Annotated in this window: 15 protein-coding genes; 6 read left to right on the top strand and 9 right to left on the bottom strand. The window is 67.7% G+C overall.

All coding sequences use genetic code 11. The annotated features are described in order from the left end of the window. Positions 1-17: 17 nt before the first annotated feature. From AXYL_RS06985 to AXYL_RS06945, 9 genes are all read right to left on the bottom strand, one after another. Positions 18-2,246: a thiamine pyrophosphate-dependent enzyme gene (locus AXYL_RS06985; RefSeq protein ID WP_013392092.1), complete on the bottom strand. Its 2,229-nt coding sequence runs from the start codon at positions 2,244-2,246 to the stop codon at positions 18-20. 12 nt (positions 2,247-2,258) lie between these two features. After that, the gene (locus tag AXYL_RS06980) at positions 2,259-3,077 is read right to left on the bottom strand and encodes an ABC transporter ATP-binding protein (RefSeq protein ID WP_013392091.1); all 819 of its coding nucleotides are present in this window, start codon (positions 3,075-3,077) and stop codon (positions 2,259-2,261) included. A gap of 36 nt (positions 3,078-3,113) precedes the next feature. Continuing rightward, the gene (locus AXYL_RS06975) at positions 3,114-4,196 is read right to left on the bottom strand and encodes an ABC transporter substrate-binding protein (protein WP_013392090.1); all 1,083 of its coding nucleotides are present in this window, start codon (positions 4,194-4,196) and stop codon (positions 3,114-3,116) included. Positions 4,197-4,261: 65 nt separating this feature from the next. Next, positions 4,262-5,071, bottom strand: coding sequence for an ABC transporter permease (locus AXYL_RS06970; RefSeq protein ID WP_148260588.1), 810 nt, complete (start codon positions 5,069-5,071; stop codon positions 4,262-4,264). Continuing rightward, positions 5,068-5,880: an ABC transporter permease gene (locus AXYL_RS06965; RefSeq protein WP_013392088.1), complete on the bottom strand. Its 813-nt coding sequence runs from the start codon at positions 5,878-5,880 to the stop codon at positions 5,068-5,070. The genes AXYL_RS06970 and AXYL_RS06965 overlap by 4 nt, the downstream gene beginning before the upstream one ends. A gap of 70 nt (positions 5,881-5,950) precedes the next feature. Next, on the bottom strand, positions 5,951-6,940 hold the full coding sequence (locus tag AXYL_RS06960) for an alcohol dehydrogenase catalytic domain-containing protein (RefSeq protein ID WP_013392087.1): 990 nt from the start codon (positions 6,938-6,940) through the stop codon (positions 5,951-5,953). A 24-nt stretch (positions 6,941-6,964) separates the two neighbouring features. Beyond that, positions 6,965-7,738 carry an SDR family NAD(P)-dependent oxidoreductase gene (locus AXYL_RS06955; protein WP_013392086.1) on the bottom strand — a complete coding sequence of 258 codons (774 nt, stop codon included), beginning with the start codon at positions 7,736-7,738 and terminating at the stop codon, positions 6,965-6,967. 7 nt (positions 7,739-7,745) lie between these two features. After that, positions 7,746-9,059 (bottom strand): histidinol dehydrogenase, encoded by a 1,314-nt coding sequence (gene hisD, locus AXYL_RS06950; protein ID WP_013392085.1) that lies wholly within the window; start codon positions 9,057-9,059, stop codon positions 7,746-7,748. Positions 9,060-9,088: 29 nt separating this feature from the next. Further along, a complete protein-coding gene (locus AXYL_RS06945) occupies positions 9,089-10,141 on the bottom strand; it encodes an ABC transporter substrate-binding protein (RefSeq protein ID WP_013392084.1) in 1,053 nt (350 codons plus the stop codon). Positions 10,142-10,364: 223 nt separating this feature from the next. Between AXYL_RS06945 and AXYL_RS06940 the strand changes: the two genes are divergently transcribed. The 6 genes from AXYL_RS06940 to AXYL_RS06915 are packed head-to-tail and all read left to right on the top strand — an operon-like array spanning position 10,365 to position 15,738. Continuing rightward, positions 10,365-11,417 (top strand): substrate-binding domain-containing protein, encoded by a 1,053-nt coding sequence (locus AXYL_RS06940; RefSeq protein ID WP_013392083.1) that lies wholly within the window; start codon positions 10,365-10,367, stop codon positions 11,415-11,417. Positions 11,418-11,436: 19 nt separating this feature from the next. Further along, positions 11,437-12,360 carry an NAD(P)-dependent oxidoreductase gene (locus AXYL_RS06935; protein WP_013392082.1) on the top strand — a complete coding sequence of 308 codons (924 nt, stop codon included), beginning with the start codon at positions 11,437-11,439 and terminating at the stop codon, positions 12,358-12,360. Next, positions 12,353-13,162 carry an ABC transporter permease gene (locus AXYL_RS06930; protein WP_013392081.1) on the top strand — a complete coding sequence of 270 codons (810 nt, stop codon included), beginning with the start codon at positions 12,353-12,355 and terminating at the stop codon, positions 13,160-13,162. The genes AXYL_RS06935 and AXYL_RS06930 overlap by 8 nt, the downstream gene beginning before the upstream one ends. Further along, positions 13,150-13,944, top strand: a complete 795-nt coding sequence (locus AXYL_RS06925) for an ABC transporter permease (protein WP_013392080.1) — start codon at positions 13,150-13,152, stop codon at positions 13,942-13,944. The genes AXYL_RS06930 and AXYL_RS06925 overlap by 13 nt, the downstream gene beginning before the upstream one ends. Next, positions 13,945-14,739: an SDR family NAD(P)-dependent oxidoreductase gene (locus tag AXYL_RS06920; protein WP_013392079.1), complete on the top strand. Its 795-nt coding sequence runs from the start codon at positions 13,945-13,947 to the stop codon at positions 14,737-14,739. It abuts the gene before it with no gap. A gap of 60 nt (positions 14,740-14,799) precedes the next feature. Beyond that, positions 14,800-15,738, top strand: a complete 939-nt coding sequence (locus AXYL_RS06915) for a LysR family transcriptional regulator (RefSeq protein ID WP_013392078.1) — start codon at positions 14,800-14,802, stop codon at positions 15,736-15,738. Positions 15,739-15,756: the final 18 nt, after the last annotated feature.

Genomic DNA, 15,756 nt, shown 5'->3' with positions numbered 1-15,756 from the left:
AGGCGCAGGCGCCTGCCTCAGCGTGAGCCGCCGCGGCGGCTATCCAGGGACCGCAGCGCCGTCTCCACGGCCTGCGCATCCGCCAGCGCCGCGCGCTCCAGCACCTTGGAAACCACGGGCGAGGAATTGGCGCCCGTGACGTGCACGATCTCGTGGTCCAACCAGTCGAACAGCCGGGACTGCGCCTCGCTCGCCACCCGCGAGCCGATCGAAGTACCGCGCGTGGTCTGCTCCACGATCATCAGCGCCTGGGTGCGCTTGACGCCTGCCGCGATGGTTTCCCAATCGATGCCTAGCGGATCCAGCGTGCGCAGGTCTATCACCTGGGCATCGATGCCGGTCCGCTCCGCGGCCTGGCAGCAGATATCTACCATGACGCCGTAGGTCAGGATGGTGCAGCGTGCGCCGTCGCGCGCGACGCGGGCCCGCCCGATGGGCACGATGTAGTCCCAGTCCGCGGCCGGCACCTTGTCCACCTGCTTGAACAGGTCGTTGTATTCCACCATCAGGACCGGATCGTCGCAGCGCAGCGCGGCGTTGAGCAGCCCGATGTAGTCGTAAGGCCGCGACGGCGCCAGGATGCGCCATCCCGGGTATTGCGCGAACAAGCCGCTGGCGTCCATGGAATGCTGCGAGCCGTAACCGGTGCCGGCCGTGACCCGGCTGCGCACCAGCACGGGCACCGCGAACTTGCCGCCGAACATGTGCCGCACCTTGGCGATCTGGTTGAACAACTGGTCCGCCGCCACCAGCGCGAAGTCGGGATACATGATCTCCACCACCGGGCGCATGCCGTTCAAGGCCGCCCCCAGCGCCAGGCCGGTGAAGCCGTTCTCGCAGATCGGCGTGCCGATAAGGCGGTCCGGAAAATGGTCGCCGATATCCTTGGTGGCGCCGGCCGTGCCTCCTTTCAGGCGATGCACGTCCTCGCCCAGGATGAAGATGCCGTCGTCGCGCTGCATATTCAGCAGCATGGCGCGCGAGATCACGTCCTGGAACTTGGCGTCCGCCAGATCGGCCGGCGCCTGCTCCTCCAGCTCGACGGCACGCAGACCCTTGAGCTCGCTCAGGTCGCCGCGGATGCCGCTGTCCACGCTGGCCGGGTCCGGCCACAGCTCGGGGCGGATACGCTGCGCGGCCTCGTCGCCATAGTTCTCCAGCAGCCGATCCAGCGCGCCGTCTATCAACTCGTCGGCGCGGCGTTCCAGGCGGGCCATGCCGGGGTCGTCGATCAGGCCGAGCGACTTCAGCTGCGCCGGGAAAGTCGAAATGGGATCACGCGCGCCCCAGGCCTCTTCCTCGTCCTTGTCGCGGTAGCGGAAAGCGCTGCCCTTCAGGGCGCCAGATTGGTGCAGGTAGCGGTAGGTCTGCGCTTCCAGCAACACCGGCCCGCGGTCGCGGCGGATGATGGCGCGGGCCTCCTGCATGGCCAGGCGCGCCGCGACGACATCCATGCCGTCGAACTCGATGGCCGGCACGCCCAGGGACAGGCCGCGCGCCGACAGGCGGGTCTCGCGGGTCTGCTCCGACACGTGCGTGGACACCGCGTACAGATTGTTTTCCACGAAGAAAATAGTGGGCGTGTTGTAGAGCGCCGCCAGGTTCATGGCCTCGTAGGCCGCGCCGCTCTGCATGGCGCCGTCGCCGAAGAAGGCCACGGACACGTGATCGCGCCCGCGCAGCTTGTCGGCGAAGGCGTAGCCCACCGCGTGCGAAGGGTTGCCGCCCACGATGGCATTGGAGCCATAGATGCCCGCCTCGGGATAGCGCAGGTGCATGGAGCCGCCGCGCCCGCCGCAATAGCCTGGCGTCAGGCCCAGGATCTCGGCATAGGTCCGATAAACCACGTCGCGGTGCGCGTCCAGCGTATCCGAGGCCAGCGGCGAATAATCCGCCGGCGTGGCGTGGTTCAGCGCCTTGGCCAGGAACTGGTGGTGCATGCGATGGGTGCCGTTGATCTTGTCCGCCGACTCCAGCATAGACATGACGCCCACGGCCGCCCCATCCTGGCCGATGCTGGAATGCGCCGGACCATGCAGGATGCCGGCCACGCTCAGCTTCAAGAGTTTTTCCTCGAAGCGCCGGATCAGTATCAGCTGCTCCAGCATGCGGACCATTTCGCGCGGCTCGATGGCCTGCGCGTCCGCGGCGGTGGCGCTTAGCCGCCACCAGGGCGTGTCGGTATGCAAGGCGGCAAGCCGCGAGGTCTTCGCGGCGGGCGCCGCGCCTTCATTGATATGCTTCATCGATGCTTCCCTTCAGTGGGCCGCGGCCAGGGCGGCGTCCAGCGGTTCGGTCTCCTGCGCGCGCAGCAGCTTCCAGATGTGCGTGCGCAAATGCACGAACGCCTCCATGTCCATCACGTCCTCGATGCGCTCCATGCTGTCCCAGGCCTCGCGCTTGCGCACGTCGGCCACGTTGATGATTTCCTTGATCTGCCCGGGGCGGCCCGTCAGCACCACCACGCGGTCGGACAGGTACACCGCTTCTTCCACGCTGTGGGTGATGAACAGCACGGTGCGCGGATTGAGCCGCGACAGCTTGACCAGTTCTTCCTGCATGACCACGCGGGTCTGGGCGTCCAGCGCGCCGAAGGGCTCGTCCATCAGCAGCACGTCGGGGTCCAGGGCATAGCTGCGGGCGATGGCCACGCGTTGCTGCATGCCGCCGGACAGCTGGTGCGGATAGGCCTGCTCATAACCCGACAGGCCCATCAGTTCTATGTAGCGCGCCACCGTCTTGGCCCGCGCCTCGCGCGTAGCGCCCTTGCACTTCAGGCCGAAGCCGATGTTCTCGGTCACGGTCTTCCAGGGAAACAAGGCGAACTGCTGGAACACGACGGCGCGGTCCGGGCCAGGTTCCTCGACTTCCTTGCCGCCCACACGCACGCTGCCGGCCGAGGGAAACTCCAGGCCGGCCGCCATGCGCATCAGCGTGGTCTTGCCGCAGCCCGACGGCCCGACGATGGAAACGAATTCCCGCTCGCCCACCTCGAAACTCACGTCATCCAGGGCCAGGAAGCTTTCCCCGCCACGGCTGAACGTGCGCTGCACCCGTTCGAAAGTAATCTGACTCATGCTTGCGTTCCTTTATTGAGAGCCGCGGCCGCAGGCCTACTTCGCGACATCGGCGACGAAGGCCCTGAGCTTGGGATCGTCCTGGATCATCTGCAGATACTTGCCCGTCACCATGGTCTTGGGATCGGGGATCTTCTTGACCACGCCCGCGGACACCATGAATTCCCCCACGCTGTTCCACCAGCCGACCATCTCCGAGGTACCGCCCGGGCCGGGCGCGAACAGCTTGGTCTGCTCCGCCAGGTCGAAGGCGGGCCGGTCGCGCAGTTCCTGCTCCAGGTACTTGTCCGGGAACTTCACGCCCACGCTGCCGAAGAAGGCTTTCAGGTAGGCCCTCGCCTCTTCGGGATGGGCCCGCTGCCAGGCCACCGCGCGCAAGTAGACCGCCAGGAAGCGGGCAACCTTGTCCGGATGCTGCTTGGCGAATGCCGGCGTCGTGAACAGGTAGCTGTGGATCGGCATCTTCAGTTCGGCGCCGGTGCAGATCACTTTTGCGCCTATGGCCTCTTGCAGGATGTAGGTGTTGGGCGCCCATACCGAAGAAATGTCGTACTTGCCGCTCATTACCGCCGCGTTGATGTCGGGCGGAGACAGATTGACGAAGCGATAGTCCTCGGGCTTGAGCCCGAACTTCCTGGACAGGCATTCCGCCGCGCCCCACTGGCCGGTGGAGTTGCTGGTGACGGGAATGGTCTTGCCCTTGAGCAGCGCCGGATTCTTCAGGTATTCGTCGGCCCGGTCCTTGGTGGCCATCAGCGTGATGATGGCGGCCTCGCCGTCGGCGATGCCTATGGTCTGCAAGCCGTACTTCGACGCCCCCAGCAGCGACGGAATATTGCCCGCCCCGCCCACGTCCCATGATCCGGACGCGCCCGCCGCGATCTCCAATGCGCCGGAGGCGAAGGTCGAGATCTCCGGCTTCAGGCCCACCTCTTGCCACCAGCCTTTCTCGCTGGCGATGTACCACTCCAGCGCCCACCGCTGCGGCTGCTGGCCGATGCGGATGGTGAACAACTCTGCGCCCGCGGGCGCGGCCTGGGCCGCCGCCTGTCCGGGTCCCCCCAGCCAGCACCCGATCACGAGCGCTGCCAAGGCCTTGAGGCCTTTGTAGTGTTTCATCTGTCTCTCTCCAGTATGGAATGCCGCCAACTGCACCGCCTGCCTCTACGCCCTCCTCTTGTGGATCACCGCGACCAATTGCGCTGCACCCGGCGCTGCAAGGCGCGCATGCCGTAGTCGATGCCCGCGCCTATCAGGCCGATGGTGATCATTCCGCTGATCACGATGGCGGGCTCCAGATTGCTGCCGCCCTGCACGATCATGTAGCCCAGCCCGGTGGACCCCACGATGAGTTCCGCGCCGATCAATGACTGCCAGCCGAACCCCGCGCCGACCCGGATGCCGGCGACGATGTGCGCCAGCGATGCCGGCAGCAGGATCTCGGTCAGCGTCGCCCAGCGCCCGGCCCCCAGCATCTGGCCGGCCTCGATCAGGGCGCGATCGATCTGCTTGGCGCCGCGGTAGGCGTTCAGCACGCAAGGCGCGAAAGCCCCGGCAAAGATCACCAGCGTGGGCGACAGGAAGCCGGTGCCGAACCAGAAGATCGCGAACGGCACCCAGGCAATGGGAGGAATGAAGCGGAACGCCTCGAACACCGGCGCCACCGCCCAGTCCAGGGCCTTGAAACGCCCCATGAACAGCCCCAGCGGCACGCCCAACAGGACCGCGAGGGAGAAGCTGATCAGGAATTTCTCCAGGCTGGCCAGCAGATGCATCTGCAGCACCGAACCCGCATAGGGCTCGCGCGTGTGTTCGGCCATGCTGCGCAACACCGTCAGCGGCCCCGGCAGGAAGGCCGGCGACACCAGCCCCAGGCCGGAGAGCAGCGCCCAGCCGCCAAACAGCGTGGCGATGCCCAGAGCCGGCATCAGCCAGCGTTCCAACACCCGGCGCGAGACGATGGCGTGGCCGCTGCCACGGAGTGCCCTGTTCATGCTTTCCATGGCATCACCCTGCGTTCGATTTGCGCCAGCAGCGCCGACATCAGCATGCCCATGCCGGCCACGGCAGCCATGGCCACCACGATCATTCCCGAGTTCAGGTCGCGGGTGGCGATGATCAGCACATGGCCCAGACCGATGAAAGAGCCGACCAGTTCCGCGGCCACCAGCACCATCCAGCAGGCCTGCAGCGAAGTCCGCAGCCCCGTGAAGATGGCGGGCAATGCGCCAGGCACGATGACATCCAGCAGCATGCGGCGGCCGACGGCGCCATTGACGCGCGCCGCCTGGATCAGCGTGTCGTCGATGTTGCGCACGCCGGTATAGGTGTTGATCACGGTGGGCGCGAAGGCCGCCAGCCAGATCACGAAAACCTTGGCGCTGGTGCCCAGTCCGAACCACAGGATGGTCAGCGGAATCCAGGCAATCGGCGCGATCGGCCGGACGATCTGGAACACCGGGTTGACGTAGGCTTCGACCAGCCGGCTCTGCCCCATCAGGATGCCTAGTGGCACGCCGGTCAGCGCCGCCGCGGCGAAGCCGTACAGCACCAGCCCGGTGCTGGACGTGATGTGCTGCAGCAGCGTGCCATCGGCATAGCCCTCGCCGGCGATCTCCAGCAAGGCATCCCAGGCATCAACGGGTGACGGCAGTTGCACCGCGCTCAGGAGTTCCAGCGGACCCGTGGCCAGATACCAGGCCAGCAGCAACACCGCAACCGATGCGCCGCTGACCAGCCAACGCAGGGACAGGCGCCGACGTACCGGCGCGGGTGGATGGGCGGGGGGGCTGACGACGGTCATGGCAGCGCTCCGGTCGAGCAGAGCCAGGGCGCCGGCGACGGCGCGGGGGGACAGGGGATGCCGGGCCATGTCAATGCGTCCTCAGCACGATCTTGGCCGACGCCGCGCGGCCGCCGTCCAGGTCGGAGAAGGCCTGTGCGCCCACGCCCAGCTCGCGCTCCTCGACCCAGGACAGATCGCCAAAGACGCCCCGGTGCAGCGCGTCCACGGTCGCCCACAGGTCGGCGCTGGTGTAGGTGTAGGCGCCGATCAAGGTGATCTCGTCCAGCGTCAGCCGCCGCATGTCGATCTCGCTGGCCCAGTCCTGCAGGCCGATGTGCAGCATGACGCCGCCTGGTTGAACCGCGGCCAGCGCGGCCGGACGCGTGAGCTTGCCGCCCACGGCGTCCACCACCAGTTCATAGGCGCCCTGCGCCGGAGCAGTCTGGCGCGGGTCGAAGGCCATGCAGCCGGCATGCTGCTGCGCCGAGGCGCGCCGCAGCGGGTTGGTTTCGGCCAGGCTGACGCGGCAACCCTGGCTGCGCAGCAGCAGCGCCGTCAGCAGGCCGATGGCGCCGCCGCCCACGACCAGCGCCCGGGCTTCGGCCAGCGGACGGAACAGTGCCCGCTGCGCCAGCGCCACGCCATGCAAGGCGGTGGCCGCCGGCTCGGTCAGCGCGGCGGCGGCGGCCGGCATGTCCTGCGGCACGGGAATCAGGCAGCGTTCGGGGATGGCCATGAATTCGGCGAACGCACCGGGACGCGTCATGCCCACCATGCCGCGGTTGCGGCACAGATTGTTGCGGCCCTGCACGCAGAAATCGCAGTGGCCGCAATGGATCAGCGGGTTGCCGGTGACCCGCTGGCCAGCGCGGCTGCCGCCCACCCGCGTGCCGACGAACTCGTGCCCCAGGATCAGCGGCGGATTGCGGCGCGGGTCATGCCCGTGATAGGCGTGCATGTCGGAGCCGCAAATGCCCACGGCCTCGATGCGCAGCAGCGCGTCGCCGTCCACCTGCACCGGATCGGGTTCCTCGCGGTACGTCAGCTGGCTGGGCGCGGTGTAGACAAGGGCTTTCATGGCGGGACTCCACGGAGATGCCGGTCAGCGGGCCGAAAAGCCGCCGTCTATGAACAGGGTCTGCCCGGTGATGTAGGCCGAGGCCTCGCTCGCCAGGAACACGGCCGCGCCGTGCAGGTCCTCCAGCCGGCCGTTGCGTCCGATCATGGTGCTGGCAGCCAGCGCCTGCACGCGGGCCGGATCGCCCATTACCGGCGCGGTCAGCGGCGTCTCGAAAAAGCCCGGGGCGATCGCATTGCAGGTGACGCCGTGGCGCGACCAGTACTCGGCGATGGCGCGGGTCAGCTGCATCAGGCCGCCCTTGGACGCGCCATAGGGCGCGCTGTCCGGAAAGGCGCGCACGCACTGCAGCGAGGTGATGTTGATGATGCGGCCCCAGCCGCGCTCGCGCATGGCAGGCGCCAGCGCGCGGGTCAGCAGGAACGGCGCGGTCAGGTTGATCGCCAGCGAACGGTCCCAGTCCTCGTCGGCGGTGTCCTCGAAGGGCTTGCGCACATTGATGCCCGAGGCGTTGACCAGGATGTCGGGCGCGCCGAACGGCCGGGCCGCGCGGGCGGCAAAACCGCTTAGCGCATCACGGTCGGCCAGATCGCAGGGCAAGGCGCGCGCGTGCAGCCCTTCGTCTTCGAACTCGCCTGCGGCAAAAGCCAGCTCCTGCTCGCGCCGCGCCACCAGCACCACGCTGGCGCCGGCCCGCGCCAGCGCCAGGCCGATGGCCTTGCCGATGCCGGAACTGCCGCCGCTTACCAAGGCGACGCGGCCATCCAGGTCGAACAGGCGGGACATGTCGTTCTGCATGATGGCCTCACTCCCGCACGGGTTCGCCCAGTTCGAAGGATTCCTGGGGGAAGTACTTGGCCAGGCGGTCGTCCGCCGTGCGCGCATGCGCCTCCATGCCTTCCAGGCGCGAGATCCGTGCAGTCACCTGGGCGGTATCGCGGCTGGCCTGGCGCGTCATGCGCTGCCAGGTGACCGTCTTGATGAACTTATGCACCGACAGGCCGCCCGAATAGCGCGCCGCGCCCTTGGTAGGCAGGATGTGGTTGGTGCCGCTGGCCTTGTCGCCGAACGCCACCGTGGTTTCCTCGCCCAGGAACAGCGAGCCATAGCAGGTCAGGTGCCGGAACCACCAGTCCAGATCCTCGCAATGGACCTCCAGGTGTTCGCTGGCGTAGCGGTCCGAGACCGCCACTGCCTCTTCGCGGGTATCGCACAGCACCACCTCGCCATAGTCGCGCCAGGCGGCGCCGGCCGCGTCCCGCGCGGTGGGCGGCAAGGACTCGATCAGCGCGGGCACCCGCTGCAGCACGGATTCGGCTAGGGCACGGTCGGTGGTAATCAGCCAGGCCGGCGACTCGTGTCCGTGCTCGGCCTGCCCCACCAGGTCGGAGGCGACGATAGCCGGATCCGCCGAGGCGTCGGCGATGATGCAGACCTCCGACGGGCCGGCGAAGACGTCGATGCCTACGCTGCCGAACAGCATACGCTTGGCCTCCGCCACGAATTTGTTGCCCGGCCCGACAATGATGTCGGCCGGCTTGCCGGTGAACAGGCCGTAGGCCATGGCGGCGATCGCCTGTACGCCCCCCAGCGTCATCACGGCGTCCACCCCTGCCACCTTCATGGCGTACAGCACCTGCGGATGTATGCCCTCGCCGCGGTAGGGCGTGGAGCAGGCGATGACCGTGGGCACCCCGGCCGCCTTGGCGGTAGCGATGCTCATGTAGGCCGACGCGATGTGCGCATAACGCCCCGTGGGCACGTAGCAACCCGCCACGTTGACAGGTATCAGCCGCTGCCCGGCGACCAGGCCCGGCGCCAGCTCCAGTTCGAACTCGCGCACTGAAGCCATCTGCGCCTGCGCGAACTTGCGCACCTGGCCGGCGGCGAACTCGATGTCGCGCTTGATGCCGTCGGGTATGGCTGCGGTACGCCGTTCGATTTCGGCGGCGCCGACCAGGATATCCCCCTCCCATTTGTCCAGCCGACGGGCGTAGTCGCGCACCGCGGCCTCGCCGCCGGACTTGATGTTCGCCAGCATCTCGGCGGCGACTTCGCGTGCGGCGGCCTCATTGCCCTGGGGCTGTTTGGCCGCGGATTTGAGCTTGCTTACTGCCATGGTGTGGCCTCGCGGAAGAAGGATGAAGCTCAGTTGGTCTTGTTGGCGAAGGTCTTGAGCGCCGGGGTCTGGTCGACGCGCTTCATGTAGTCGTCCGTGATATAGGTCTTGGGATCCGGCACCTCGGTGATGGTGCCCACGCCCTTCAGGTAGCCCGACAGGGCTTCATAGGCGTTGTCCAGCGTGGACTTGCCGCCGGCGCGCGACATCAGCTTGAGCTGCTCGTCCAGCGTGAAGATCGGCCGATCCAATTCCTGCCCCAGATAGCCGTCGTTGAGCTTGATGCCGTTGGCCTGGAACAACTTGCGCAGGTAGCCCATGGCTTCCGCCTTGTTGTTCTTCTCGAAGCTGACGGCTCGCAGGTACACCGCCAGGAACTTGGCGACCGCGTCCGGATTCTGCTGCGCGAATTCGCCGCGCGCCACCAGCGCGCCCGGGATCATCACTCCGGCGTCCTTGCCGCTGCATACGACTTCGGCGCCGATCTGCTCATTGAGCGTGTAGAAGTTGGGCGCCCAGGTGCCGGCCAGCATGCCGTTGCCGCCGGTGAAGGCGGACACCAATTGCGCCGGAGCAAGCGTCACCACGCTGACGTCGCTGCGCTGCATGCCCCACTTCTTCAGGCAGGCCATGGTCGCGTACTCGCCCGTGGAGTTGGGGCTGAGCAGGATCTGCTTGCCCTTCACTTCCTTGGCCGCATTGCTGCGCACGGCCGCGGCGTTCTCTTTGCGCGCCATGACGCCGTTGGCGGTGGATTCATCATTGGTGACGCCCAGCGTCACGATGCCGTAGCGCTGCGCGCCCAGCACCGCCGGCGGCGACCCCGTGCCGCCCACGTCCCAGGACTTTGAGGCGGAGCCGGCGATCTGCTGCGCGCCCGCGGGATACACCACGAATTCCGGCTTCAGGCCCGCTTCGGCCCACCAGTTTTTTTCCGTGGCGATGTAGATCGGCAGCGCCCAATAGGCGATCTGGTAGCTGACCTTGATGGGCGTCGGCGCCTGGGCCGACACGGACGGGCTCAACAGCAAGGCGCCCAGCGGCGCCAGGCACAGACCCAGGATGCGGGGGATTCTCGACATGCTTAGTCTCCAGATAGTGGATTCCGGTCTGCATGCGCGAGCTGCCGCGGCATTCCCCGGATAGCAGGCCCGGATCTGCGTCTGGGCTCGGTTTTTTGAAAGCGCATACAGAGAATAAGCTCGCAGCCATCTCATTCAACCCCGAGAAAACCCTAGAAATCGCCCACAGCGTTTCAATAACTGTATATTTACATCATCCAATTTCTGAAAGCGCTTTCAAAAAATGAAGCGAAAGTCCGCGCCCCTATCCGGGGACACTCTGAAGTCGATTGCCGCCAGCGGCGGCATCTCCTCGGCCACCTTGTCGCGGGTGCTGAACCACCCCGAACAAGTGCGGCCGGACCTGCGCGCCCGCGCCATGGCGCTGCTGGCGGAAGCTGGCTACGTGCCGCACGGCGCTGCCCGTTCGCTGGCGTCGCGCAAGACCCGCACCATGGGCGCCATCATTCCCACCGTGGACAGTGCGCTGTTCGCCAAGCTGGTCGACGGCATGCAGCAGACCATCCATGAACACGGCTACCAGCTGCTGCTGGCCAGCACCAACTACAGCCCGGCGCGCGAAGCCGGCGAAGTGCGGGCGCTGATCGAGCGCGGCGTGGACGCCATGATGCTGGTCGGTCGCAGCCGCGACCCCGAGATCTACGAACTGCTGCAGTCCAAGGGCATCCCCTTCGTCACCACCTGCCATTACGACGCCGCCGACGCCTGGCCGATGGTGGGCTGGGACAACGCCGCCGCGGCGCAGCGCATCGCCGACTACTTGCTGGACATCGGCCACCGCCGCCTCGGCGTGATCGCCGGTATTTCCAAGGACAACGACCGCGCCGCCGACCGCGTGGCCGGCTTCACGCGCGCGCTCAAGCGCCGCGGCATCGACCTGCCGCCGCAGTACGTCATCGAAAAGCCCTACACCGTGCCGGAAGCGCGGCGCGCCATGGCCGCGCTACTGCGCCTGCCCGAGCCGCCCACCGCGGTCATGTGCGGCAACGACATCCTGGCCTACGGCGCGCTGCAGGAGTGCCTGTGGCAAAACCTGCGCGTGCCCGAGCAGATTTCGATCACGGGCTTCGACAACATCGAAATGGCCGCCCATTGCCGGCCAGGCATCACCACCCTGAACGTGCCGGCCTTCGAGCTGGGCCAGCGCGCTGCCAGCATTCTGCTGGCGGCCGACGCCGACACGCCGCCCGAGAACGTCTGCATCGAACTGGAACTGATCGTCCGCGACACCACCGCGCCGCCGCGCAGCAGCACCAGTGCGCGGCTAGGCAGCTGACCACACCGGAGCAAGCCCCATGGAACACACCGAATCACCCCGCATCGCATTCCTGGGCCTGGGCGTCATGGGGAGCGCGATGCTGCGCAACCTGGCCGCGCAGGGGTATGAAGTATCAGGCTACGACGTCGTGCCCGCGGCCATGGAGCGCTTGGCCGACACGGGTTTCCGGCGCGCCGCCACGCCGCTGGACGCCGCCCGCGGCTGCGACGTGGCGATCACCATGCTGCCCACTTCCGCGCATGTCCGCGATGCCCTCTTCGGCGCCGACGGCGCGGCCGCGGGCTTGAATCCGGGCGCCCTGGTCATCGAAATGAGCACGGGCGACGCGGTCGAGACAGACCGCATCGCCGCCGACCTCGCGGGCCTGGGCCTGCGCTGCATCGACGCCCCCGTGGGGCGCACGCCGCGCGAGGCGGCGCAGGGCAAGGCGCTGATCATGGCTGGCGGCGCGCAGGCCGACTTCGACCAGGCCGCGCCCATCTTCGCCGCCATGGCCGACGAGATCGTGCATGTCGGTCCTTTCGGTTCGGGCATCCGGCTCAAGCTGGTCAACAACTACATGTCCATGGTCGGCATGGTGCTGACGGGCGAAGCGCTGATGTTCGCCGCCAAGCTCGGGCTGGACCGCGCCACCGTCGTCAAGGTGTTGTCCAACACCACTGCCGGACGCGGACAGCTCCTGACCAATTTCCCCGGCAAGGTGCTGGCGGGCGACATCAGTCCCGACTTCCCCATGCGCATGGGCTACAAGGACATCAACCTGGCCATGAACCTGGCCGCCTCGGTGGGCGCGCCGCTGGGCCTGGGCGGCTACGCCCGCGAGATGTTCGCGCTGGCCAAATCCTGGGGCCGGCAGGAGCAGGACTGCACCGCCATGTTGCTGCTGCTGGAAGACGTGGCCCATCTGGAGCGCGACGCCGCGAGGTCCGGCCATGAGTGAACACATCGCCACCCTGCCCGCGCGGCGGCCGCGCGCCTCGCGCCGCAGAATTACCGTGGGCGTGGCCGCCGTCGCCGTGGCCTTCGCCGCCTGGTGGATCGTGTCGGCGCTGGGTCTGGTCAACGGCGCGCGCTTTCCCACGCCGCTGACGACCTGGCAGGCCGCCGTGCAGCTGTCGCGCGACTCCGGCTACGCCGGCGGCACGCTGTTCCAGCACATCGGCCACAGCCTGCGGCTGGTGTTCCTGGGCTTTCTGGTCGCCATCGGCACCGGCGTGCCGCTGGGCCTGCTGATGGGATTCAGCAAACGCATCGACGCGCTGGTCGGGCCGGTGTTCTCGCTGCTGCGCCCGATTCCGCCGCTGGCCTGGATTCCGCTGGCCATCCTTTGGCTGGGGCTGGGCGACCCGGCGAAGATCTTCCTGATCTGGGTGTCCTCGTTCACGCCGGCCGTGATCAACACCTATGCCGGCGTGCGCAACATCGATCCCACGCTGATCGAAGCCGCGCGCGTGCATGGCGCGGGCAATCCGCTGCGCATGCTGCGCGACGTGCTGATCCCCGGTTCCATGCCCATGATCTTCACCGGCCTGCGCCTGTCGCTGCAGACCGCGTGGATGACCCTGGTGGCAGCGGAACTCATCGGCGCCTTCATCGGACTGGGCAAGGTGCTGGACACCGCGGCGCTGGACATCCGGCCCGGCATGATCCTCTACGCCATGGTCTGGGTGGGCCTGCTGGGCGCGGTGATGACCCGGGGACTGGAATGGATCGAAAAGAGGGCATTGCCATGGCTACGCTGACACGCGCCTCGGGCGACTCGCCCGCCTTCACCTTCGGCCTGTCGTGCCTGGGGCTGGCCGGATTCTTCATGGCCTGGCACCTGTTGAGCGTGGGCGGGGTCTTTCCGCCCAACTACCTGCCTGGCCCGCTGACCGTGCTGCGGACCATCGTGCATTACAGCAACGAGCCCTATTCCGGCGCCACGCTGTGGACGCACCTGGGCGCCAGCCTCTACCGCTTCGCCTGCGGCTTCCTGCTGGCCGCGGCGGTAGGCATTCCGCTAGGCCTGCTGATGGGCTGGTACCGCTGGCTGGACGACGTGGTCAGCCCGTTCTTCGATGCGCTGCGCTTCGTGGCGCCGATCGCCTGGGTGCCCTTCGCCGGCCTGTGGTTCGGCACCGGCATAGGCGGCCCCACCCTGATCATCTTCGCGGGCGCCTTCCCGCCCTGCCTGATCAGTGCCTACCGCGGCGCCAAGTTCGTCGACACGCGCCTGCTCGAAGCCTCGCGCACGCTGGGCGCGAGCGGCCCGCGCATCGTCGCCGAAGTGCTGCTGCCGGCCTCTCTGCCGTCCATCCTGGCCGGCCTGCGGGTCAGCGCCGGCATCGGCTGGCAATCGCTGGTGGGCGCGGAACTGATCGTGGTGGGCAACGGCATCGGCTACATGATGGTGCAGGGGCAGCTCAACGTCGCCACCAATATCGTCATGGCCGGCATGATCGCCATCGGCATCGTCGGCATAGGCATCGACCTTGCCCTGCGCCTGTTCGAACAGCGCCTGAAGGCGCGCTGGGGAAGATGAATGGATGATTCCACAACGGACCCGACCCTGTCGGTCATCGTTACCGGCGGCGCCAGCGGCATCGGCGCGGCGGTGTGCAGGCGCGTGGTGCAGGCGGGCGGCCACGTCGCCATCCTGGACCTGAACCTGGAAGCCGCGCAGGCGCTGGCGCAGGAACTCGGCCCGCGCGCCGTGGCGGCCCCGGGCGACGTGCTGGACGAGGCCGGGCTGCGGACTGCGGAGGAACAGCTGGCCGCCCTCCTGCCGCCGGTCACGGGACTGGTGAACTGCGCCGGCATCGCCCAGGTTCCCACCGCCATCGAGGACTATCCGGTCGAGGCCTGGGAACGGGTGGTGGATTCCCATCTGAAGGGCACCTACACATCCTGCCGCGTGTTCGGCAGCGCCATGGCCGCGCGCGGCTGCGGGGCGGTCGTCAACGTGGCGTCCGTGCTGTCGTTCCGTCCCGGACCGGTGCTGGCCTACGGCCCGGCCAAGGCCGCGGTCGTGAACCTGACCGAGGCTCTTGCCGTGCACTGGGCGCGGCGCGGAGTGCGCGTCAACGCCATCGCGCCGGGCTGGACCGACACGCCCTTTCTCAAGCCCAAGGAGCGGCAGGGGGAGCGCGACATGACGCCGATCCTGAACGCCACGCCGCTGGGCCGCCTGATGCAGCCGCGAGAGATCGCCGAAGTCGTGTTCTTCCTGCTTTCCCCCGCGGCCGCGGTAGTCACCGGCGCCACCATCCCGTGCGACGGCGGCGTCATCGCGGGATCGGGGTGGGCGCCCTACGGGGGCTTTCCGCAAGCCACTTGAGGGCCGGCATCGCCGCGGTTTTCCGTTAGTATTGAGCGCGCCGCAACACTACCCGCCGTCATGCTCAACACCGCCTTGCGCTATTTCCTGGAAGTCGTGGATTCGGGCTCGCTCACGGTCGCCGCGCAGAAGCTGCACGTGGCGCCGTCGGCGGTCAGTCGGATGGTGCGCAAGCTGGAGGAAGAACACCAGACCCTGCTGTTCGACCGCCATGCCCGCGGCATGGTCCTGACCGAAGCAGGCCAGTTGCTGAAGGCCTACGCGCGCCGCGCCTCGCTGGAGGCCGAGCGCGCCCGCGCCGAAATCCGCGACCTGAGCCAGATCGGCCAGAAGCTGATCCGCATTTCGGCCAACCAGGCCTTCGGACGCGAGTTGCTGCCGCGCGTGATCGGTGAATTCCTCGCGGTCGAGCCCTCGCTGCGGTTCGAACTGAACATCCTGCAGTCCTCGGAAATCAACCGCCGCGTGCGCGAAGGCGAGGACGACATCGGCATGAGCTACAACCTGTCGCCGCCCCAAGGGGTGCACGTGCAGTATGCGCGCCGCATGCCGGTGTTTGCCGTGATGGCGCCCGACCATCCGCTGGCGGACCGCAAGACGCTTTCCATGCGCGACATTGGCCAGTATCCCGTGGCGCTGATGGGGCCGGGCAGCACGATCCGCTTCATCATCGACCTGTGCTGCATGCACGAGAAGATCGAACTCAACGTGGCGATGACCTGCAATAACCAGGGCGCGATCCAGACCAGTTGCCAGCGCTGGGGCGCGATCAGCTTTTCCGGCGACCTCACGGTCATGACCTCGACCGAACGCGGCGAGCTGATCACCATCCCCATGTCCAACCCCGAACTGCACCAGCGCAACATGCACATCCAGACCATGGCCGGCCGCCAACTGCCGGCCAGCGTCACCCGCTTCGTGGAAGCGCTGGGCGCGCAGATCAACGCCGCCTATGCCCACCCCGCGTGGATGGCGGCGGGGCCGGACGCCGCCCGCTAGGGCGGGTCCGCTGGCGGG

The organism is Achromobacter xylosoxidans A8 (assembly GCF_000165835.1).
Taxonomy (GTDB): Bacteria; Pseudomonadota; Gammaproteobacteria; order Burkholderiales; family Burkholderiaceae_B; genus Achromobacter; species Achromobacter xylosoxidans_B.
This window is presented reverse-complemented; position numbering and strand designations above follow the sequence as displayed.

What these genes read in the sequence shown, in the direction of transcription:
- AXYL_RS06985 (WP_013392092.1), bottom strand. Translation starts at nt 2,246, where the DNA reads ATGAAGCATATCAATGAAGGCGCGGCGCCCGCCGCGAAGACCTCGCGG.
- AXYL_RS06980 (WP_013392091.1), bottom strand. Translation starts at nt 3,077, where the DNA reads ATGAGTCAGATTACTTTCGAACGGGTGCAGCGCACGTTCAGCCGTGGC.
- AXYL_RS06975 (WP_013392090.1), bottom strand. Translation starts at nt 4,196, where the DNA reads ATGAAACACTACAAAGGCCTCAAGGCCTTGGCAGCGCTCGTGATCGGG.
- AXYL_RS06970 (WP_148260588.1), bottom strand. Translation starts at nt 5,071, where the DNA reads ATGAACAGGGCACTCCGTGGCAGCGGCCACGCCATCGTCTCGCGCCGG.
- AXYL_RS06965 (WP_013392088.1), bottom strand. Translation starts at nt 5,880, where the DNA reads ATGACCGTCGTCAGCCCCCCCGCCCATCCACCCGCGCCGGTACGTCGG.
- AXYL_RS06960 (WP_013392087.1), bottom strand. Translation starts at nt 6,940, where the DNA reads ATGAAAGCCCTTGTCTACACCGCGCCCAGCCAGCTGACGTACCGCGAG.
- AXYL_RS06955 (WP_013392086.1), bottom strand. Translation starts at nt 7,738, where the DNA reads ATGCAGAACGACATGTCCCGCCTGTTCGACCTGGATGGCCGCGTCGCC.
- hisD (WP_013392085.1), bottom strand. Translation starts at nt 9,059, where the DNA reads ATGGCAGTAAGCAAGCTCAAATCCGCGGCCAAACAGCCCCAGGGCAAT.
- AXYL_RS06945 (WP_013392084.1), bottom strand. Translation starts at nt 10,141, where the DNA reads ATGTCGAGAATCCCCCGCATCCTGGGTCTGTGCCTGGCGCCGCTGGGC.
- AXYL_RS06940 (WP_013392083.1), top strand. Translation starts at nt 10,365, where the DNA reads ATGAAGCGAAAGTCCGCGCCCCTATCCGGGGACACTCTGAAGTCGATT.
- AXYL_RS06935 (WP_013392082.1), top strand. Translation starts at nt 11,437, where the DNA reads ATGGAACACACCGAATCACCCCGCATCGCATTCCTGGGCCTGGGCGTC.
- AXYL_RS06930 (WP_013392081.1), top strand. Translation starts at nt 12,353, where the DNA reads ATGAGTGAACACATCGCCACCCTGCCCGCGCGGCGGCCGCGCGCCTCG.
- AXYL_RS06925 (WP_013392080.1), top strand. Translation starts at nt 13,150, where the DNA reads ATGGCTACGCTGACACGCGCCTCGGGCGACTCGCCCGCCTTCACCTTC.
- AXYL_RS06920 (WP_013392079.1), top strand. Translation starts at nt 13,945, where the DNA reads ATGGATGATTCCACAACGGACCCGACCCTGTCGGTCATCGTTACCGGC.
- AXYL_RS06915 (WP_013392078.1), top strand. Translation starts at nt 14,800, where the DNA reads ATGCTCAACACCGCCTTGCGCTATTTCCTGGAAGTCGTGGATTCGGGC.